This is a genomic window from Agromyces sp. GXS1127, from assembly GCF_050565425.1.
In the GTDB taxonomy this organism is placed as follows: Bacteria; Actinomycetota; Actinomycetes; order Actinomycetales; family Microbacteriaceae; genus Agromyces.
In genome coordinates this window covers 528,022-544,495 of sequence record NZ_JBOCIG010000003.1, presented here as the reverse complement: position 1 = coordinate 544,495, position 16,474 = coordinate 528,022, and the positions used below count along the sequence as shown (strand labels likewise).

At 73.2% G+C, this 16,474-nt stretch carries 14 protein-coding genes; 2 read left to right on the top strand and 12 right to left on the bottom strand.

Annotated features, from left to right (window positions below; translation table 11 throughout):
• Positions 1-319: 319 nt before the first annotated feature.
• On the bottom strand, positions 320-1,684 hold the full coding sequence (locus ACQ393_RS08005) for a CoA transferase (protein ID WP_430646295.1): 1,365 nt from the start codon (positions 1,682-1,684) through the stop codon (positions 320-322).
• Positions 1,685-1,691: 7 nt separating this feature from the next.
• On the bottom strand, positions 1,692-2,993 hold the full coding sequence (gene tyrS / locus ACQ393_RS08000) for a tyrosine--tRNA ligase (RefSeq protein ID WP_430646294.1): 1,302 nt from the start codon (positions 2,991-2,993) through the stop codon (positions 1,692-1,694).
• A gap of 138 nt (positions 2,994-3,131) precedes the next feature.
• Here tyrS and ACQ393_RS07995 point away from each other — a divergent pair, with 138 nt between their 5' ends.
• Together ACQ393_RS07995 and ACQ393_RS07990 are read left to right on the top strand one after the other, a co-directional pair.
• On the top strand, positions 3,132-3,749 hold the full coding sequence (locus tag ACQ393_RS07995) for a DNA-binding protein (protein ID WP_430646293.1): 618 nt from the start codon (positions 3,132-3,134) through the stop codon (positions 3,747-3,749).
• A 114-nt stretch (positions 3,750-3,863) separates the two neighbouring features.
• Positions 3,864-4,460: a hypothetical protein gene (locus tag ACQ393_RS07990; protein ID WP_430646292.1), complete on the top strand. Its 597-nt coding sequence runs from the start codon at positions 3,864-3,866 to the stop codon at positions 4,458-4,460.
• A gap of 65 nt (positions 4,461-4,525) precedes the next feature.
• On the opposite strand, the gene ACQ393_RS07985 is transcribed toward ACQ393_RS07990, so the two are convergent.
• The 10 genes from ACQ393_RS07985 to pheT form a co-directional block, all read right to left on the bottom strand.
• Complete coding sequence (locus tag ACQ393_RS07985; protein ID WP_430646311.1) at positions 4,526-5,077, bottom strand: DNA-3-methyladenine glycosylase; 552 nt, start codon at positions 5,075-5,077, stop codon at positions 4,526-4,528.
• Positions 5,078-5,223: 146 nt separating this feature from the next.
• Positions 5,224-6,657, bottom strand: coding sequence for an argininosuccinate lyase (argH, locus tag ACQ393_RS07980; protein ID WP_430646291.1), 1,434 nt, complete (start codon positions 6,655-6,657; stop codon positions 5,224-5,226).
• A gap of 2 nt (positions 6,658-6,659) precedes the next feature.
• Positions 6,660-7,589: an ornithine carbamoyltransferase gene (gene argF / locus ACQ393_RS07975; protein ID WP_430646290.1), complete on the bottom strand. Its 930-nt coding sequence runs from the start codon at positions 7,587-7,589 to the stop codon at positions 6,660-6,662.
• Positions 7,590-7,671: 82 nt separating this feature from the next.
• A complete protein-coding gene (locus tag ACQ393_RS07970; RefSeq protein WP_430646289.1) occupies positions 7,672-8,871 on the bottom strand; it encodes an acetylornithine transaminase in 1,200 nt (399 codons plus the stop codon).
• On the bottom strand, positions 8,868-9,869 hold the full coding sequence (gene argB, locus ACQ393_RS07965) for an acetylglutamate kinase (protein WP_430646288.1): 1,002 nt from the start codon (positions 9,867-9,869) through the stop codon (positions 8,868-8,870). Before argB ends, ACQ393_RS07970 begins: the two co-directional genes overlap by 4 nt.
• Positions 9,870-9,886: 17 nt before the next feature.
• Positions 9,887-11,044 (bottom strand): bifunctional glutamate N-acetyltransferase/amino-acid acetyltransferase ArgJ, encoded by a 1,158-nt coding sequence (gene argJ, locus ACQ393_RS07960; RefSeq protein ID WP_430646287.1) that lies wholly within the window; start codon positions 11,042-11,044, stop codon positions 9,887-9,889.
• The gene (gene argC, locus ACQ393_RS07955; protein WP_430646286.1) at positions 11,041-12,084 is read right to left on the bottom strand and encodes an N-acetyl-gamma-glutamyl-phosphate reductase; all 1,044 of its coding nucleotides are present in this window, start codon (positions 12,082-12,084) and stop codon (positions 11,041-11,043) included. The genes argJ and argC overlap by 4 nt, the downstream gene beginning before the upstream one ends.
• 249 nt (positions 12,085-12,333) lie before the next feature.
• The gene (locus ACQ393_RS07950) at positions 12,334-12,747 is read right to left on the bottom strand and encodes a DUF1801 domain-containing protein (RefSeq protein ID WP_430646285.1); all 414 of its coding nucleotides are present in this window, start codon (positions 12,745-12,747) and stop codon (positions 12,334-12,336) included.
• A 105-nt stretch (positions 12,748-12,852) separates the two neighbouring features.
• Positions 12,853-13,566 carry a hypothetical protein gene (locus ACQ393_RS07945; protein WP_430646284.1) on the bottom strand — a complete coding sequence of 238 codons (714 nt, stop codon included), beginning with the start codon at positions 13,564-13,566 and terminating at the stop codon, positions 12,853-12,855.
• A gap of 288 nt (positions 13,567-13,854) precedes the next feature.
• Positions 13,855-16,380 (bottom strand): phenylalanine--tRNA ligase subunit beta, encoded by a 2,526-nt coding sequence (gene pheT, locus ACQ393_RS07940; RefSeq protein WP_430646283.1) that lies wholly within the window; start codon positions 16,378-16,380, stop codon positions 13,855-13,857.
• Positions 16,381-16,474 lie beyond the last annotated feature (94 nt).

Genomic DNA, 16,474 nt, shown 5'->3' with positions numbered 1-16,474 from the left:
CAGGAGAACACGGGGTTCAAAAAATTGGCATTGAACATAGTGCACGCTGTTGAGTTCTCAAGGAACGGACGCACCCGGCTCACGGTCACCCGTGGGGACCGATCAACCGAAGCGATGTTCGTCATTCATCCGGCGATCCGGTGGGACCGATTCGGATGCTTCGAACCCGGGAACCTGCTTGAGGATCGGGGTTCGGGATCGTGCCGCTTGAGGAGGCGAAGCTTCTCGCTTCACTCGCTCCTGTGGGGCAACGAATGAATACTTTACGAAGTTCCGAGAGCCTCCGCAACTCGGCCTCGCATCCCGGGCGTGTCGCGCCTCATACCGCCCAGGACGGCCGGTCGGAGCCCCATCGATGCGGCGCTTCCGGCCACTCCACGGGCCCGGTCGGCGAGGCGATCGCGGGCGCCGCCGTGCGTTGTTCCCCCGCCCGTCCCACCAGCGTGACGGCGTGCGCATCGCGTGCGGCGTCATCCAGCCCCGGAGGACCGTGTTCGGCCCGTCGCGGGAGGCCCAGCAGTTCCGCCGCCGTGCGGCGAAGCGACAGGCGCGCGGCCCAGGTGCCGCCGACGGTCGCCCGGCGACGCAGCAGGGTCATGACGGCGGCGGCCAGCAGGTAGCCGGTGGCATGGTCGAGCGCCTGCGCGGGCAGCGCCCCCGGGGCATCCTGACCGCCCTCGACGAGCGCGATCCCCGATGACGCCTGGACGAGGCTGTCGAAGCCGCCCCGCTCCCCCGCTGCATCGTCGAAGCCCCACGCGGAGAGCTGCCCGATGACGAGACCCGGATGGCGCGCCGCCAGGGCGTCCGGAGCGAGCCAGAGCCGCCGCAATGCGGCGGGACGGTAGCCGAGCACGACGGCGTCGGCCTCGTCCAAGAGGGTCTCCAACGCCGCCGCGCCGGCGACGCTTCGCACGTCGAGCAGGGCCGACCGTTTGCCCGCGCCGCCGTCGAGGTGCTGCCACTCGAGCTCCGCGGGCGTCGGCGGGTCGACCCGCAGCACGTCCGCGCCGAGCAGGGCGAGCGTGCGGGTCGCGACCGGACCGGCGATGACCCGGGTGAGATCGAGGACTCGGATGCCTGCGAGCGGCCGCGCGGGATCGGCCGGCCACGAACCCGACGGTTCCGCACGGTCGAGCTGCGAGACCTCGATGAGCGGGTGGCGCCGCACCTCCTCGTCCACGGCCGGGTCCTCCGCGGCGACCGCCACGCACATGCCGCCGGCGCTGGTCACCGACTCGGCGAGCTCCGCGGCGCCCCGGCGCGCGACCGCCGCGTCGATCGCCGCGGCATCGGCCCGGTCGTCGATGCCGAGGACGCGCCGCAGCGCGGCGGCGTGATGCGGGTAGTTGCCGTGCGTGCGCACCCACCCGTCCCGTGCGCGGCGGAACCCCGAGAGCGGAGACCACACCGACGGGGCCTCGCCGTCGAACCGCGCGACGCGCTCGCTCTGGAACGCGGTCGCGATCCGAGGTCCGTCGAGTCGGAGCGAGGCGGGCCCCGCGACATCCGCCCACCCGGCCAGGGTCGCAGCGGCGACGGATGCCGCGGCGAGCGACGACACGTCGAGACGGGCCGGCAGCGGCACCTCGGGCAGCGGCGCGAGCGCTTCGAGCTCGTCAGCGTCGCGGCCGAGCTCCGCCCATACTCGTGCAAGGAGCCGATCAGCCGCCTCGCGCGTCATCGCCGACCTATCGGACGAACACGCCCGCGAGCGTCTTCTTGCCGCGCCGGAGCACGGCCATGCCGCCGCCGGCGGCGCGGTCGCCGATCACGGCGGCCTCGTCCTCGATCCGGACGTTGTCGACCGAGACGCCGCCCTGGGCGATCGCACGGCGGCCTTCGCTGAGGCTGGCCACGAGGCCGGTGTCGACGAGCAGCTGCACCACCGTGGCATCCGCGGTCGTCTCGGTGTGCGGCAGCTCGCGGAGCGCGGCGTCGAGCGTGGCCGGGTCGAGCCCGGCGAGCTCGCCCTGGCCGAAGAGCGCCTGCGAGGCGGCGACGACGGCGGCCGTGGCCTCCGCGCCGTGGACGAGCGTGGTGACCTCGTGCGCCAGCACGCGCTGCGCCTCGCGGCGGAACGGCTCGCTCGCCACCTTCTCGGCGAGCTCCTCGATGCGCGCGCGGCTCAGGAACGTGAAGACCTTGAGCCGGCTGATCACGTCGGCGTCGTCGGTGTTGAGCCAGAACTGGTAGAAGCGGTACGGGCTGCACATGTCGGCGTCGAGCCAGATCGCGTTGCCCTCGCTCTTGCCGAACTTCGTGCCGTCGGAGTTGGTGATGAGCGGCGTGCCGATCGCGTGCACGTGCACGCCCTCGACGCGGTGGATGAGGTCGGTGCCGCTCGTGAGGTTGCCCCACTGGTCGCTGCCGCCGGTCTGCAGCACGCAGTCGTACTGGCGGTACAGCTCGAGGTAGTCGAAGCCCTGCAGGATCTGGTAGCTGAACTCGGTGTAGCTGATCCCGGCGTCGGAGCTGAGTCGCGAGGCGACGGCGTCCTTCTTCAGCATCGTGCCGACGCGGTAGTGCTTGCCGATGTCTCGGAGGAAGTCGATCGCGGAGAGGCCGGCGGTCCAATCGAGGTTGTTCACCATGCGGACGGCGTTCTCGCCCTCCGCGGAGAGGAAGCGCCGGACCTGGGCGTCGAGGCGGCCCACCCACTCGGCGACGGTCTCCTTCGTGTTCAGCGTGCGCTCGGCCGTGGGGCGCGGGTCGCCGATGAGACCGGTCGATCCGCCGACGAGGCCGAGCGGCTTGTGGCCGGCGAGCTGGATGCGGCGGAGCGTGAGGATCTGCACCAGGTTGCCGAGGTGCAGGCTCGGTGCGGTCGGATCGAACCCGCAGTAGTAGGTGATCGGCTCGCCGGCGAGGAGTTCCTTGAGCGCGGCCTCGTCGGTCGAGACGTGGACGAGCCCGCGCCAGCGGAGCTCCTCCCAGACGTCGTCGAACGAGGCGTCGTTCTGCTGCGTGGCGAGGATGGCGGGGTCGGACACGACAGCAAGGCTAGCAGCGGCCTGCGTTCCGCCAGCTGAAGGCGTGATCCTTGATCAAACGCAGTGAAGGCTGTATCCTTCATTCACGATGATCAAGGTCGTGACATTGACGACTGCGGATTCGTGACAGGAGGCCTCATGTTCGTCGTCACCGCTGACCAGGTGGGCAGCCGGACCGATGTCGATCGCTCCGCGGCGATGCAGGAGGAACTGCAGCGGCGCTTCGGCGATCACCTGCGCCTCCCCGTCGACCAGACGGCCGGCGATGAGCTCCAGGCGCTCACCGGTGACGCCGAGGCGGCGACCGACCTCGTGCTCCACCTGGCCCGCGACGGGCACTGGAGCATCGGCCTCGGAATCGGCGACGTGCGGGAGCCGCTGCCCGACGCCGTGCGCAAGGCGACCGGCGGCGCCTTCTTCGCTGCGCGGGAGGCCGTCGAGGCCGCGAAGCGCGCCGAGGCGCGCTTCGCACTGCGGGCGGAGCACCCCGACGCCGGCGTGCTGCCCGCCGCCGAGGTGGAGGCGGTGGTCCGGCTGCTGCTCCTCCTCCGCGACCGGCGCACCCCCCAGGGCTGGGAGGCGGTCGACCTCGTGGAGACCGGTCGCACGCAGAAGCACGCCGCCGAGGTCCTCGGCATCTCGGATGCGGCCGTCAGCCAGCGCCTGCGGACCGCGATGTGGTCCGCCGACGACGACGCACGACCCGCGGTCGTCCGGCTGATCGCGTCACTCGACCGCGACGCCGCCCGCCGCTGAGCGACGCGGGGCGCGCCGCCCCTGACGGCACGACCCGCCGTCGCTATGCTCGACCCGACCCCCCGGGCCCCGCCCGGACCCGGACCCGGCCCGAACCCGGAGAGCGGAGGACCCGTGAACGTCGTCGGTGCGATGTCGGCCGTCGGATGGGCGGTGATCGTCGTCGCGTTGGGCGCTTCCGCGGTGCTCTCGGTCCTGGCGTACCTGCGACCCCGACCCATCCACCTGTGGCCCGCGGCCGGTGCGTTGGCGCTCGCGATCGTGGCCGCCTCGACCGTGCCCGACGACGTGCCCATGGTCGCCGCGCCGCTCGTCGGACTCCTCGGCATGGTGATCGCCGTGTTCGGCGGAAGCCCGGCCGCGGCGACCGCGCTGCAGATGGCGATGGGCTCGAGCACGCCGCCCGGCGCGCACGGCGGCATCCTGGTCGCGGTCCGCTCCGACGAGGCGATGGCGGCGGGCGTTGCGCCGGCCCGGCGCGAGGTCCTCCGAGGCGGCCTGACGATCGGCGTGCTCGAGCGACTCGCCGCCGCCGGCACCATCATCGCGGGCTTCCCGGAAGGGCTCGCGATCGTCGTGGCCGTGAAGGGCGTCGGTCGCTTCACCGAGCTCGAGGCGCCCGAGGCCCGCGAGCGGTTCATCATCGGCACGTTCGCGAGCCTCATCTGGGCGTGCGCCGCGGCGCTCGCGGTGCACCTCTCCATCCGCTGAGACGACCGGGCGCCGACGCCCGCCCGAACCCGCCCGCGTCGGGTCGCTTCGGCATCGCGCCGGGCTCAGTGCGACTTCGGATGCCTCCGGTACATCGAGACCCCGGCATCCCCCGGCAACCAGAACCGCCACGGGTAGGCCGCCGCACCGCCGGCGCCGCTGATGCCCGTGCGCGGACCGGCGGCGTGGGCGAGCGGCGCGACCGGGACCTCGAGCGAGAACGGCGCGGCGAGCAGGTCGGATCCGTTCGCGGCGAGCGGCACGCCGAGCGCCTGCGCGAGGCGTGCCGGCCCACGTGCGAGATCGCGGTCCGTGGACCGCCCGCGCCGGGCGCGCGCCAGCTCGAGTCCGTCGACCACGGTCCCGCCGCGGAGCAGGACGCCGGCGGACGTGCCCTCCACGCCGGCCACGATGTTGATGCACACGTGCATCCCGTACGTGAAGTACGCGTAGAGATGACCCCCGTCGCCGAACATCACCGCGTTCCTGGCCGTCCGGCCGCGGAACGCGTGCGATCCGGGGTCGACCCCCACGCCGCGGTACGCCTCGACCTCCGAGAGGCGGACGGCGACCCGGCCGTCCTCCGCCTCGTACGCGAGCACCGCCCCGAGCAGCATGGGCGCGAGCTCCACCGGGTCGCGACGGAACCAGTCGCGGTCGGGGCGCACGACCTCGCCGCGCACGACCTCGCCGCGCTCGGCGCGATCGTCGTGCGGCGCCGGCCGCGGCATCCGCTCGCCCTGGCCCATGGCCTGATCGTCGCTCAGTCGTCCCCGCCGGGCAGGAACGACACGAGGTGCCGCACCCGGTCGGCGAGCGCCGCGAACTGGCCGTCGACGCGGGCCGGCGCGGTGCCGCCGAGGCCGTCGCGGCTCGCGACGGACCCCTCGACGGTGAGCACCTCGCGCACCTCCGGCGTGAGGTGCGGGGAGACGTCCGCGAGCGCGGCGTCGTCGACCTCGTGCAGCTCGAGCCCTCGCTCCTCCGCGTACCGGACGAGGGCTCCCGTGATCTCGTGCGCGTCGCGGAACGCCACGCGCCGCTTCACGAGCCACTCCGCGACATCGGTCGCCAGCGAGAACCCGGCCGGCGCGAGCTCCGCCATCCGCTCGGTGTGGAACGTCAGCGTCGCCACCATGCCGGTGAACGCCGGCAGCAGCACCTCGAGCGTCTCGACCGAGTCGAAGACGGGCTCCTTGTCCTCCTGCAGGTCGCGGTTGTACGCGAGCGGGAGCGCCTTGAGCGTCGCGAGCAGCCCGGTGAGGTTGCCGATGAGCCGGCCGGACTTGCCGCGCGCGAGCTCGGCGATGTCGGGGTTCTTCTTCTGCGGCATGATCGACGACCCCGTCGAGTAGGCGTCGTCGAGCGTGACGAAGCCGAACTCGCGCGTGTTCCAGAGGATGATCTCCTCGGAGATGCGCGACAGGTTGATGCCGATCATCGCGGCGACGAACGCGAACTCGGCCACGACGTCGCGGCTCGCGGTGCCGTCGATCGAGTTCTCGGCCGGGTGCGCGAGCCCGAGGTCGTCGGCGACGGATGCCGCGTCGAGCCCGAGCGTCGAGCCCGCGAGCGCGCCGCCGCCGTAGGGCGACACGTCGACGCGCTTCATCCAGTCGACGAGACGCTCGAGGTCGCGCGAGAGCGCCCAGCCGTGTGCGAGCAGGTGGTGGGCGAGCAGCACCGGTTGCGCGTGCTGCAGGTGCGTGCGCCCGGGCATGATCGCCGTGCGATGCGCGTCGGCCTGCGCGGCGAGGGCGTCGATGAGGTGCACGAGGTCGCGCCCGATCGTGGCGGCATGGTCCTTGAGGCAGAGCCGCACGAGGGTGGCGATCTGGTCGTTGCGGCTGCGGCCCGCCCTGAGCTTGCCGCCGAGATCGGGGCCGATCTCCACGATGAGCGCCGCCTCGAGCGCGCCGTGCACGTCCTCGTCGGACTCGGCGGCCACGAGCTCGCCTTCGGCGATGCGCTGCTCGAGCGCGTCGAGGCCCGCGAGCATGCGCTCGAGCTCGTCCGCCTCGAGGTACCCTGCCGCGGCGAGCGCGCGCGCGTGCGCGCGGGATCCCGCGAGGTCGTACGGGGCGAGCTGCCAGTCGAACTGCGTCGACTTCGAGAGGCGCTGCAGCTCAGGAGACGGTCCGCCCGCGAACCGGGCGCCCCAGAGGGAGCCCTCGTTGGTGCCGTGCTGCTCGGTCATGCTCACGCGTCCTTCCCGGCGAGAAGCCACACGAGCAGGGCCTTCTGCGCGTGCAACCGGTTCTCCGCCTCGTCCCAGATGATCGACTGCGGCCCGTCGATGACGTCGGCGCTGACCTCGTAGCCGCGGTCGGCCGGCAGGCAGTGCAGGAAGACGGCGTCGGGCTTCGCGAGCGACATTAGCTCGGCGTCGACGGTGTAGGCGCCGAAGGTCGCGACGCGGTGCGCCTTCTCGTCCTCCTTGCCCATGGAGACCCAGGTGTCGGTGACGATCACGTCGGCGCCGGCAGCGGCCTCGGCCGCGTCCGTGTAGAGGGCGACCGATCCCCCGGTCGACGCGGCGATGCGGTCGGCATCGGCGACGACGGATGCCGCGGGCGCGAACTCCTCCGGCGAGGCGACCCGCACGTGCATGCCGGCGGTGGCGCCCGCGAGCACGTAGGACTGCGCCATGTTGGAGGCGCCGTCGCCGAGGAAGGCGACCGTGAGGCCGGCGAGCTCGCCCTTGTGCTCGCGGATCGTGAGCAGGTCGGCGAGCAGCTGGCACGGGTGGAAGTCGTCGGAGAGCGCGTTGACGACGGGGACCGTGGTCCCCGCGGCCATCTCGTCGAGGCCGGACTGCGCGTAGGTGCGCCACACGATGGCCGAGACCATCCGCTCGAGCACGCGCGCCGTGTCGGACGGCGTCTCCTTGCCGCCCAGCTGGCTGTTCGCTGTGGAGATGATCAGCGGCGAGCCGCCGAGGTCGGCGATGCCGACGGCGAACGACACGCGGGTGCGCGTCGAGGACTTGTCGAAGATCACGGCGACGGTCTGCGGGCCGGCGAGCGGCGTCTCGGCCCAGCGGTCGGCCTTGAGTCGGACGGCGAGGTCGAGGATCTCGGCCTGCTCGGCCGGCGTGATGTCGTCGTCGCGGAGGAAGTGGCGGGTCATGGATGCTCCGTTCTGCGCGGGGCGGGCGGGATGGTCTGGAGGGTCTGGTCGGTCTCGGTGGACGAGGTGCGGTGGATGCGGCTCAGCGGCTCGCAGCGACGTCGTCGAGTGCGCGGCCGAAGCGGTCGGCGAACTCGTCGAGCTCCCCGTCGCCGATCGTGAGCGGCGGGGCGATGCGGATGGTCGAGTCGTTGGCGGCGTTCACGATGAGCCCCGCCCGCATCGCCGCGGCGGAGACCTCGGTCGCGACGGGCTCGGTGAGCGCGACACCGGCGAGCAGCCCGCGCCCGCGCATGCCGGCGACGAGCGGCGAGCCGAGACCGAGCACCCGCCCCCGCAGCTCCGCTCCGCGGCGCGCGGCGTTCTCGACGAGCCCGGCGCGCTCGATCTCGGCGAGCACGGCGTCGGCGACCGCGGTCGAGAGCGGGTTGCCGCCGTAGGTCGACCCGTGCTGGCCGCGGGAGAAGAGGTCGGATGTCTGCCCGAAGGTGATGAGCCCGCCGATCGGGATGCCGCCGCCGATGCCCTTCGCGACCGTGATCGCGTCGGGGAGGATGCCGGCGTGCTGGAACGCGAACCACTCGCCCGTCCGACCGGCGCCCGTCTGCACCTCGTCGATGATGAGGAGCGCGCCGTGCCGCCGGGTGAGGTCGCGTGCCGCCTCGAGGTAGCCCTCGGGGAGTTCGAGCACGCCCGCCTCGCCCTTGATGGGCTCGAGGATCAGTGCCGCGACGGACTCGTCGACCTCGGCCTCGAGCGCGTCGATCGTCGACGGGACGTGCCGGACGCCGCCGGGCAGCGGCTCGAACGCGTCCCGCATCGCGGGCTTGCCGGTGAGGGCGAGCGAGCCCATGGTGCGGCCGTGGAAGGCGTCGACGAGCGCGAGCACCCGGGTGCGCGCGCCGCCGGAGTTGTTCAGGCGCGCGAGCTTGAACGCCGCCTCGTTCGCCTCGGCGCCGGAGTTGCCGAACCACACGCGGCCGGCCTCGCCGGCGCCGGACAGCCGGGTGAGCCGGTCGGCGAGCGCCAGCGCCGGGTCGGTGGCGAAGTAGTTCGACACGTGCGCCAGGGTGGCCGCCTGCCGGGACACGGTCTCGACGAACACCGGGTGCGCGTGACCGAGCGAGTTCACGGCGATGCCCGCGAGGAAGTCGAGGTACCGGTTTCCCGCGTCGTCCTCGACCCAGGCGCCCTCGCCACGGACGAGCTTGGCGAGCGGGGCGCCGAGCGTCTTCATCATGCGGCGCGAGTAGTGCTCGCGCCAGTCGTCCGTGGCGGTCACGAGGCGGCCCCCGCGGCATCCGTGGTCTCGGACGTCGCCGCGCCGCCGGCCGGCACCACCTCGGTGCCGATGCCCTGCCGGGTGAAGATCTCCAGCAGGATCGAGTGCGGCACCCTGCCGTCGATGATCGCGGCCTTCGGCACGCCGCCGGCGACGGCCTCGAGGCACGCCGTCATCTTCGGGATCATGCCCGACTCGAGCGACGGCAGCAGCGCCTCGAGCTCGGGGACGTCGATCTCGGAGACGAGCGAGTCGCGGTTCGGCCAGTCGCGGTAGAGGCCCGCGACGTCGGTCAGGATGACGAGCTTCGCAGCGCCGAGCGCGACGGCGAGCGATGCGGCGGCCGAGTCGGCGTTCACGTTCAGCGACTGCCCGGGCTGGTCGAGGTCTGGCGCGATCGAGGAGACGACGGGGATGCGACCGGCGTCGACCTGGGCCAGCACGGCCTCCGGGTCGACCTCGACGACGTCGCCGACGAGCCCGAGGTCGACCTCGACGCCGTCGACGACCGCACCGCGGCGACGTCCGCGGAAGAGCCCCGCGTCCTCGCCGGACAGGCCGGCTGCGAGCGGGCCGTGCTCGTTGATCAGGCTCACGAGCTCGCGGTTCACCTGCCCCGAGAGCACCATCCGGACCACGTCCATCGTCTCGGGCGTCGTCACGCGGTACCCGCCGCGGAACTCGCTCGCGATGCCCAGGCGGTCGAGCATCGAGGAGATCTGCGGGCCGCCGCCGTGCACGACGACGGGGCGGATGCCGGCGTACCTGAGGTAGACCATGTCCTCGGCGAAGGCGCGCTGGAGCTCCGGGCTCACCATCGCGTTGCCGCCGAACTTCACGACGATCGTCTCGCCGTGGAAGCGCTTCAGCCACGGCAGCGCCTCGATGAGGGTCTCGGCCTTGCGCGCCGCGGCCGCCGCATCGGCGCGCGCGTCGCTCTCGGCGGCGGTGCGGGCGGCGGCGGGGGCGGTGCTGGACGCGATCGCGTCGGCGGTCATCTGCTCCTCGTTCATGCTCAGCTCGAGTACGCGCTGTTCTCGTGCACGTAGTCGTGCGTGAGGTCGTTGGTCCAGATCGTGGCGGATGCCTCGCCCGCGTGCAGCTCGATGAGCACGTGGGTCGCGCGCGCCGTGAGGTCCACGTCCTCGCGCGGCCGATCCGGTCGTCCCGCGTGGCACACGCGGACGCCGTTCATCGTGACGTCCACCAGGTAGGGGTCGAAGGGCGCGGCCGTGGTGCCGATCGCCGCGAGCACGCGGCCCCAGTTGGGATCGTTGCCGAAGATGGCCGCCTTGAAGAGGTTGTTCCGGGCGACGGCGCGGCCGACCTCGACCGCGTCCTCCTCGGTGGCGGCGCCGCGCACCTCGATCGCGATGTCGTGGCCGGCGCCCTCGGCGTCGCCCTGCAGCTGCAGGGCGAGGTCGCGGCAGGCGGTCGTGAGCGCCTCCGCGAAGGTCTTCGGGTCGGGCTCGACGCCGGACGCGCCCGACGCGAGGAGCGTGACCTGGTCGTTGGTCGACATGCAGCCGTCGGAGTCGAGCCGGTCGAACGTGACGCGCGTGGCCCGCCGGAGCGCGGAGTCGAGCCCGGCGGCATCGACGAGCGCGTCCGTCGTGAGCACCACGAGCATGGTGGCGAGTCCCGGGGCGAGCATGCCCGCCCCCTTCGCCATGCCGCCGATGCGCCATCCGTCGACGACGACCTCGACGGTCTTCGGCTTCGAGTCGGTCGTCATGATCGCGCGCGCTGCGTCGGCGCCCGCGGCCTCGTCGCCCGCGAGGCGGTTCGCCGCCGAGAGCACTCCCTCCTCGAGCACCTCGCCGTCGAGCTGGTCGCCGATGAGTCCGGTCGAGCACACGAGCACGTCGCCCGCCGAGACGCCGAGGGCGGATGCCGCGGCCTCCGCCGTCCGATGCGTGACCTGGAAGCCCTCGGGGCCGGTGAAGCAGTTCGCCCCGCCCGAGTTCAGCACGATCGCCGCGACCGTGCCGTCCTGGATCACCTGCTGCGACCACAGGATCGGGTTCGCCTTCGCGCGATTCGAGGTGAACACCGCCGCGGCCGCCAGGGACGGGCCGCGGTTGACGACGACGGCGAGGTCGAGCGCGCCGGAGCGCTTGATGCCGGCCGCGATGCCGGCGGCGTCGAATCCCAGGGGTGCGGTGACGCTCACGGTGCGACTCCGTTCACGGGCAGTCCGGTCGCCTCGGCGAGGCTGAGGGCGATGTTGGCGGACTGGATGGCGGCACCGGCGGTGCCCTTCACGAGGTTGTCGACGGCGGTGACCACGACGACGCGGCCCGCGGCCTCGTCGACCGCGAGGCCGATGAGCGCGGTGTTCGCCCCGAGCACGTCGGCCGTGCGCGGGAACTGCCCCTTCGGGAGGACCTGGACGAAGGGCTCGCCGGCGTAGGCGTCCTCCCATGCCGCGCGGACGGCCGCCGGACTGGTACCGGGGACGACGCGAGCAGTGGAGGTCGCGAGGATGCCGCGCGACATCGGCACGATCACCGGGGTGAACGAGATGGTCGGCGCGGCGGCGCCCGCCCAGCGCAGCGCCTGCTGGATCTCGGGGATGTGGCGATGCGTGCCGCCCACGGCATACGGGTTCGCGGAGCCGAGGATCTCGGAGCCGAGGAGGTGCGCCTTCAGCGCTCTCCCGGCACCGGAGGGCCCGACCGCGAGCACGGAGACGAGGTCGGCGTCCTCGATGACGCCCGCGCGGATGCCGGGCGCGAGCGAGAGCGCGACCGTCGACGCGTTGCATCCCGGTGCGGCGATGCGCCGCGTGCGGGCGAGCCGGGTGCGCTGCGTGCCCGACATGCGCGGGAGTTCCGGCACGCCGTACTCCCATGCGCCGTGGAAGTCGCCGCCGTAGAACGCCGCCCAGTCCCCGGCGTCCTCGAGCCGGTGGTCCGCGCCGCAGTCGATCACGAGCGTGTCGGCGGGCAGCTCGGCGGCGATCGCACCGGACGCGCCGTGCGGCAGCGCGAGGAAGACGACGTCGTGACCGGCGAGGGTCTCGGCCGACGTCTCCTTGAGCGTGAGGTGCGTGTAGCTGCGGAGGTGCGGCTGGACCGCGGTGAGCGGCTGGCCGGCGTTCGAGTGCGCGGTCACGGTCCGCACGTCGAACTCGGGATGATCGGCGAGGAGGCGAAGCAGCTCCCCGCCCGCATAGCCGGACGCGCCGGAGACGGCGACGGTAAACGTCATGGAATCCACCTTATTGGGCTGAACGATCGGGGTGACGGCTCCGGCGACGCCCAAGGCGGCAGGCTCAGGCCGCCGCGGGAGTCGCCTGGATTCGGCGCTCGCCCCGACGTCGGCCGCGCAGCACGACGGCACGCACGACGCGTGCGGTCTCGGCGGGCCGGGCGGTGGACATGCAGCGACCCTAGCCCCGCCGCGGCGCCGGATGCAAAACGATGACGCGCCCGACGCGACGGTGACGCGCGCGACGGATCAGACGTCCTCGCCGCGCGTGCGCACCCAGGCGCGGTCCACGAGCGCCTCGAGCACGCCGAGGTCGATGGTCGAAAGTCGGCCGACCCAGAGGCATCCGACCCCCACCTTGACCCTGCCCAGGCGGTCGATGAGCTCGTCTGCGCCCGGCGTCTGCAGGCCGTACAGCGAGATCGAGGCCTTGCGCGGCGAGAAGCCGACGACCGCGGTGTCGCCCTCGTGACCCGAGTCGTAGCGGTAGTGGTGCAGTCCGTAGCCGACGATGGAGGGCCCCCACATGACGGCGTCGGTGTCGGTCACGCGATCGAACAGCTCGCGGAGGACGAATCCGTCCTCCCGACGGCCCGCGGGCTCGACCGCGTCGAGGAACTCCGAGACCGAGGCGCCAGTGGGGATCGTCTTCGCTTCCGCCATGGGGCCAGCGTACGCCCGCCGGCGCGACGCCGCCCGGGCGGATCACGGCGCGGCGCCCCGGGCCTCCGAGCGGAGGACCGGGGGCGCCGGAGTCGCAGGCGGTCGTCAGAGCGCCGCGCGGCGGGCGAAGACGATCGAGGTCGCGAGCATCCAGACCACGACGAGCACGAGCGCCAGCAGCGCGATCGGGGTCGCGATGGCCGTGAGGCCGGGGAGCGGGGCGACGAGCAGCGCGGCGAAGGCGATGCCGCCGAGCAGGCCGACCACGGAGATCCACGCCGGCACCAGGCGGGTGCGCAGCATGGCGACCGAGAGCAGGATGCCGGATGCGCCCATGGCGATCGGAACGCCCGTGCCCGCCTGCCCGAGCCCGACGATCCCTGCGGCGAGCACCGCGGCGTTCTCGTCGGCGGCGCCGACCACGCCCACGCCGGAGCCGACGGTCATCAGCGTGATCTCGATCGCGACGCTCGCGACGGCGAGCGCGAGGCCGATGTCGGCGATCACGCGCACGCCCGGCGCAGCGCGCAGCGCGTCGCGGACGGCCGCCGCGAAGACGATGCGACCGAGGACGGCGACGCTCACGCCGGCCGCCGCGAACGCGTGCATGCCGGCGTTCGAGCCCCAGAAGTCGACGAGGTCGCCCGCGGAGAGCCCGGCGGGCGGTGCCGACCAGAGCCCGAACAGGAATACGAGCTCGAGCAGGTAGAGCAGCGTTCCGACGAGGGCGGTCCAGCGGGTGGTGGGAACGGCGGTCGTGGCGGCGTCGGTGGTCGGGGCGGTCGGTCCCGCGACCGCGGTGGGGGCCGAGTCGGCCATGGGGATCCTCCAGTCGTATCGGGCGAGGCGCCCGGGCCCGTGCGCACCGTCGCGCACGTGAATCGCAATGTACTTGATCGCGGCAGGTGCGCGCCAGCACTGCGTCTGCGTGGGGCAGCACGCTTTGCGAATGAGAACGCACATTCACTTGAGATCCTGATGTCGCCTGGGCCGAGACCGTGCCTCGGCCGCTCCGGTCACGGCGTCGACCTGCCCCGACGCGAGCGACGCCCCGGCGAGGCATCCGATCCGATGTCTCGCCGGGGCGTCCCCGTCGTCCCGCGGCGGCTACTCGCGGATGGCCGCGCCGAAGCGCTCCCCCGCGAGCGCCGCGCCGGCGAGCTTCGCGTCGCTCGCCTCGGCCGCCGTCAGCGTGCGGTCGGCAGCGCGGAACCGCAGCGCGAACGTCAGGCTCTTGGAGCCCTCCGGCACGCCGCGGCCGCGGTAGTCGTCGACGAGCGCCAGGTGCTCGAGCAGCTCGCCGGCCCCCTCGCGCACGGCGGCTGCGACGGCCGCGGCCGGGACGCCGGCGGCGACCACGAGCGAGAGGTCCTGCGTCGCGGCCGGCAGCGTGCCGATGGGCTCGGCCTGCACGGCGTCGCCCGCCAGCACGATGATCGCGTCGAGGTCGACCTCGGCGACCGCGACGACGCGGGGCAGGTCGGCCTCAGCGGTGAGCTTCGGGTGCAGTTCGCCCGCGTACCCGACCAGCTCCCCGGCGACGCGGACCTCGGCGGTCCGGCCCGGGTGCATCGCCTGGTGCGACCCCTGCGCGAACTCGACCTCGGCGCCGGCCGCGTGCGCGATCCGGCGGACGGCGTCGAGCGCGTCGGCGATGCCGGCCGCCTCGGCGGCTCGGCCCGGCTGCTTCGCCTGCACGTCGCCCGTGAGCAGCACGCCGACGTGACGCGGCTGCGCGGGAATGCCGTCGTTCAGCTCGGCGAGCGTGTCGTCGGACGGGCGCTCCCAGCCGATCGGCAGCTCGGCCGAGCCGTACGCACGCCCCGTCTCTGGCAGGAACACCAGGCCGAGCTCGTACACATCGAGGTCGGTGAAGCCGCGCGAGAGATTGCGGCGCGCAACCCCGATGAGGCCCGGGATGAGCGACCGGCGCAGGTACGGCACGGTGGCGTCGAGCGCGTTCGCGAGCTTCACGCTCGCCACGGGCGAGCCGTCGGCCGAGCCGTACACGGCGTTCTCGGCCTCGCTGACGAACGGGAAGGCGAGCACCTCGGTCGCGCCGGCGGCGGCGAGCGCGTCGGCCACGCCTCGTCGTACGCGCTGCGAGCGCGTGAGCCCACGCCCGGGCGGGGCGACGGGCAGGACCGACGGGATGCGGTCGTAGCCGAGCAGGCGCGCCACCTCCTCCGCGAGGTCGACGTTCGCGGTCAGGTCGGGGCGCCACGACGGCGGGACGACGTCGAAGCCCCCCTCGACACGGGTCACCGCACCGCCGATCTCGGCGAGCGCGTCGTGCACCTCGTCGGCCGTGTACTCGACGCCGATGAGCCCCGTGACGAAGCGGTCCGCGAGGTGGATCGCCTCGCGCGCGGGCGCCTCGTGGAAGAGCGAGCCGTTCGCGTCGGCCGTGCCGCCGGCGAGGTCGACGAGGAGCTGTGCGACGCGCGACGCGGCCGCACCGGCGACCGATGGGTCGACCCCGCGCTCGAAGCGCTTGGACGCCTCGCTCGGCAGCTTGTGGCGGCGCGCGGTGCGCGCGATCGAGACGGGATCGAAGTTCGCGGCCTCGATGAGCACGTTCGTGGTGGCGTCGCCGATCTCGGTCGTCGCGCCGCCCATGACGCCCGCGAGTCCGATGGGGCCGCGGTCGTCGGTGATGAGCAGGTCCTCCGCGTGGAGCGTGCGCACCTTGCCGTCGAGCGTCTCGAGGGTCTCCCCCGCCGCCGCGCGGCGGACGACGATGCCGCCCTGCAGCGCATCGAGGTCGTAGCCGTGGATCGGCTGGCCGAGCTCGAGCATGACGTAGTTCGTGATGTCGACCGGCAGCGAGAGCGAGCGGATGCCGGCGAGCTTCAGCCGCGCGATCATCCACGCCGGCGTCGGCCGGGTCGGGTCGATCCCGCGCACGATGCGCGTCGCGAACACGCTCGCGCCGACGCGGCCCCGGATCGGCGCCTCGTCCCGGACCGCGACGGGGAACGCCTCGGACGAGGCATCCGCCGCTGCGACCTGCGCGGCCGGGTCGCGGTACACCGCACCCGTCGCGTGGGCGTACTCGCGAGCGACGCCGCGGATCGAGAAGGCGTAGCCGCGGTCGGGCGTGACGTTGATCTCGACCGCCGCGTCGTCGAGGCCGAGCAGCGCGATCGCGTCGGTGCCGGCGGGCGCGTCGATGCCGAGCGTCGACAGGCGCAGGATGCCGTCGTGGTCCTCGCCGAGGCCGAGCTCCTTCGCCGAGGCGATCATGCCGTCGGAGACGTGGCCGTAGGTCTTGCGCGCCGCGATCGGGAACGGCCCGGGCAGCACCGAGCCCGGGAGGGTCACCACGACCTTGTCGCCGACGAAGAAGTTGCGGGCGCCGCACACGATGCCGTGCACGGCGTCGCCGCCGTCGGCGGCCTGCTCGCCGTCGGGCGCCACGCGCACCTGGCACCAGCGGATGGTCTTGCCGTTGGACTGCGGCTCCTCGACGAACTCGAGGACCTCGCCGACGACGATCGGACCCTGGAGGTCGAACGTGTGCACGTCCTCCTCCTCGAGCCCGACGCGCACGAGCGCGGCATGCACATCCTCGAGGGACGTGCCCGGCGGGAGATCGACGTACTCGGCGAGCCAGCTGAGGGGCACTCGCATCGGTTAGACCACCATTCCGAACTGCTGTGAGAAGCGGATGTCGCCCTCGGCCATGTCGCGCATGTCCTGGACGTCGTTGCGGAGCATGAGCCCG

Excerpts from the sequence above, each read along its gene's own strand:
- ACQ393_RS07985 (WP_430646311.1), bottom strand. The coding sequence starts at position 5,077 with ATGCTGCTCGGGGCGGTGCTCGCGTACGAGGCGGAGGACGGCCGGGTC.
- ACQ393_RS08005 (WP_430646295.1), bottom strand. The coding sequence starts at position 1,684 with ATGACGCGCGAGGCGGCTGATCGGCTCCTTGCACGAGTATGGGCGGAG.
- ACQ393_RS07945 (WP_430646284.1), bottom strand. The coding sequence starts at position 13,566 with ATGGCCGACTCGGCCCCCACCGCGGTCGCGGGACCGACCGCCCCGACC.
- argC (WP_430646286.1), bottom strand. The coding sequence starts at position 12,084 with ATGACGTTTACCGTCGCCGTCTCCGGCGCGTCCGGCTATGCGGGCGGG.
- argF (WP_430646290.1), bottom strand. The coding sequence starts at position 7,589 with ATGACCCGCCACTTCCTCCGCGACGACGACATCACGCCGGCCGAGCAG.
- pheT (WP_430646283.1), bottom strand. The coding sequence starts at position 16,380 with ATGCGAGTGCCCCTCAGCTGGCTCGCCGAGTACGTCGATCTCCCGCCG.
- argH (WP_430646291.1), bottom strand. The coding sequence starts at position 6,657 with ATGACCGAGCAGCACGGCACCAACGAGGGCTCCCTCTGGGGCGCCCGG.
- ACQ393_RS07950 (WP_430646285.1), bottom strand. The coding sequence starts at position 12,747 with ATGGCGGAAGCGAAGACGATCCCCACTGGCGCCTCGGTCTCGGAGTTC.
- argB (WP_430646288.1), bottom strand. The coding sequence starts at position 9,869 with ATGACCGCCGACGCGATCGCGTCCAGCACCGCCCCCGCCGCCGCCCGC.
- ACQ393_RS07995 (WP_430646293.1), top strand. The coding sequence starts at position 3,132 with ATGTTCGTCGTCACCGCTGACCAGGTGGGCAGCCGGACCGATGTCGAT.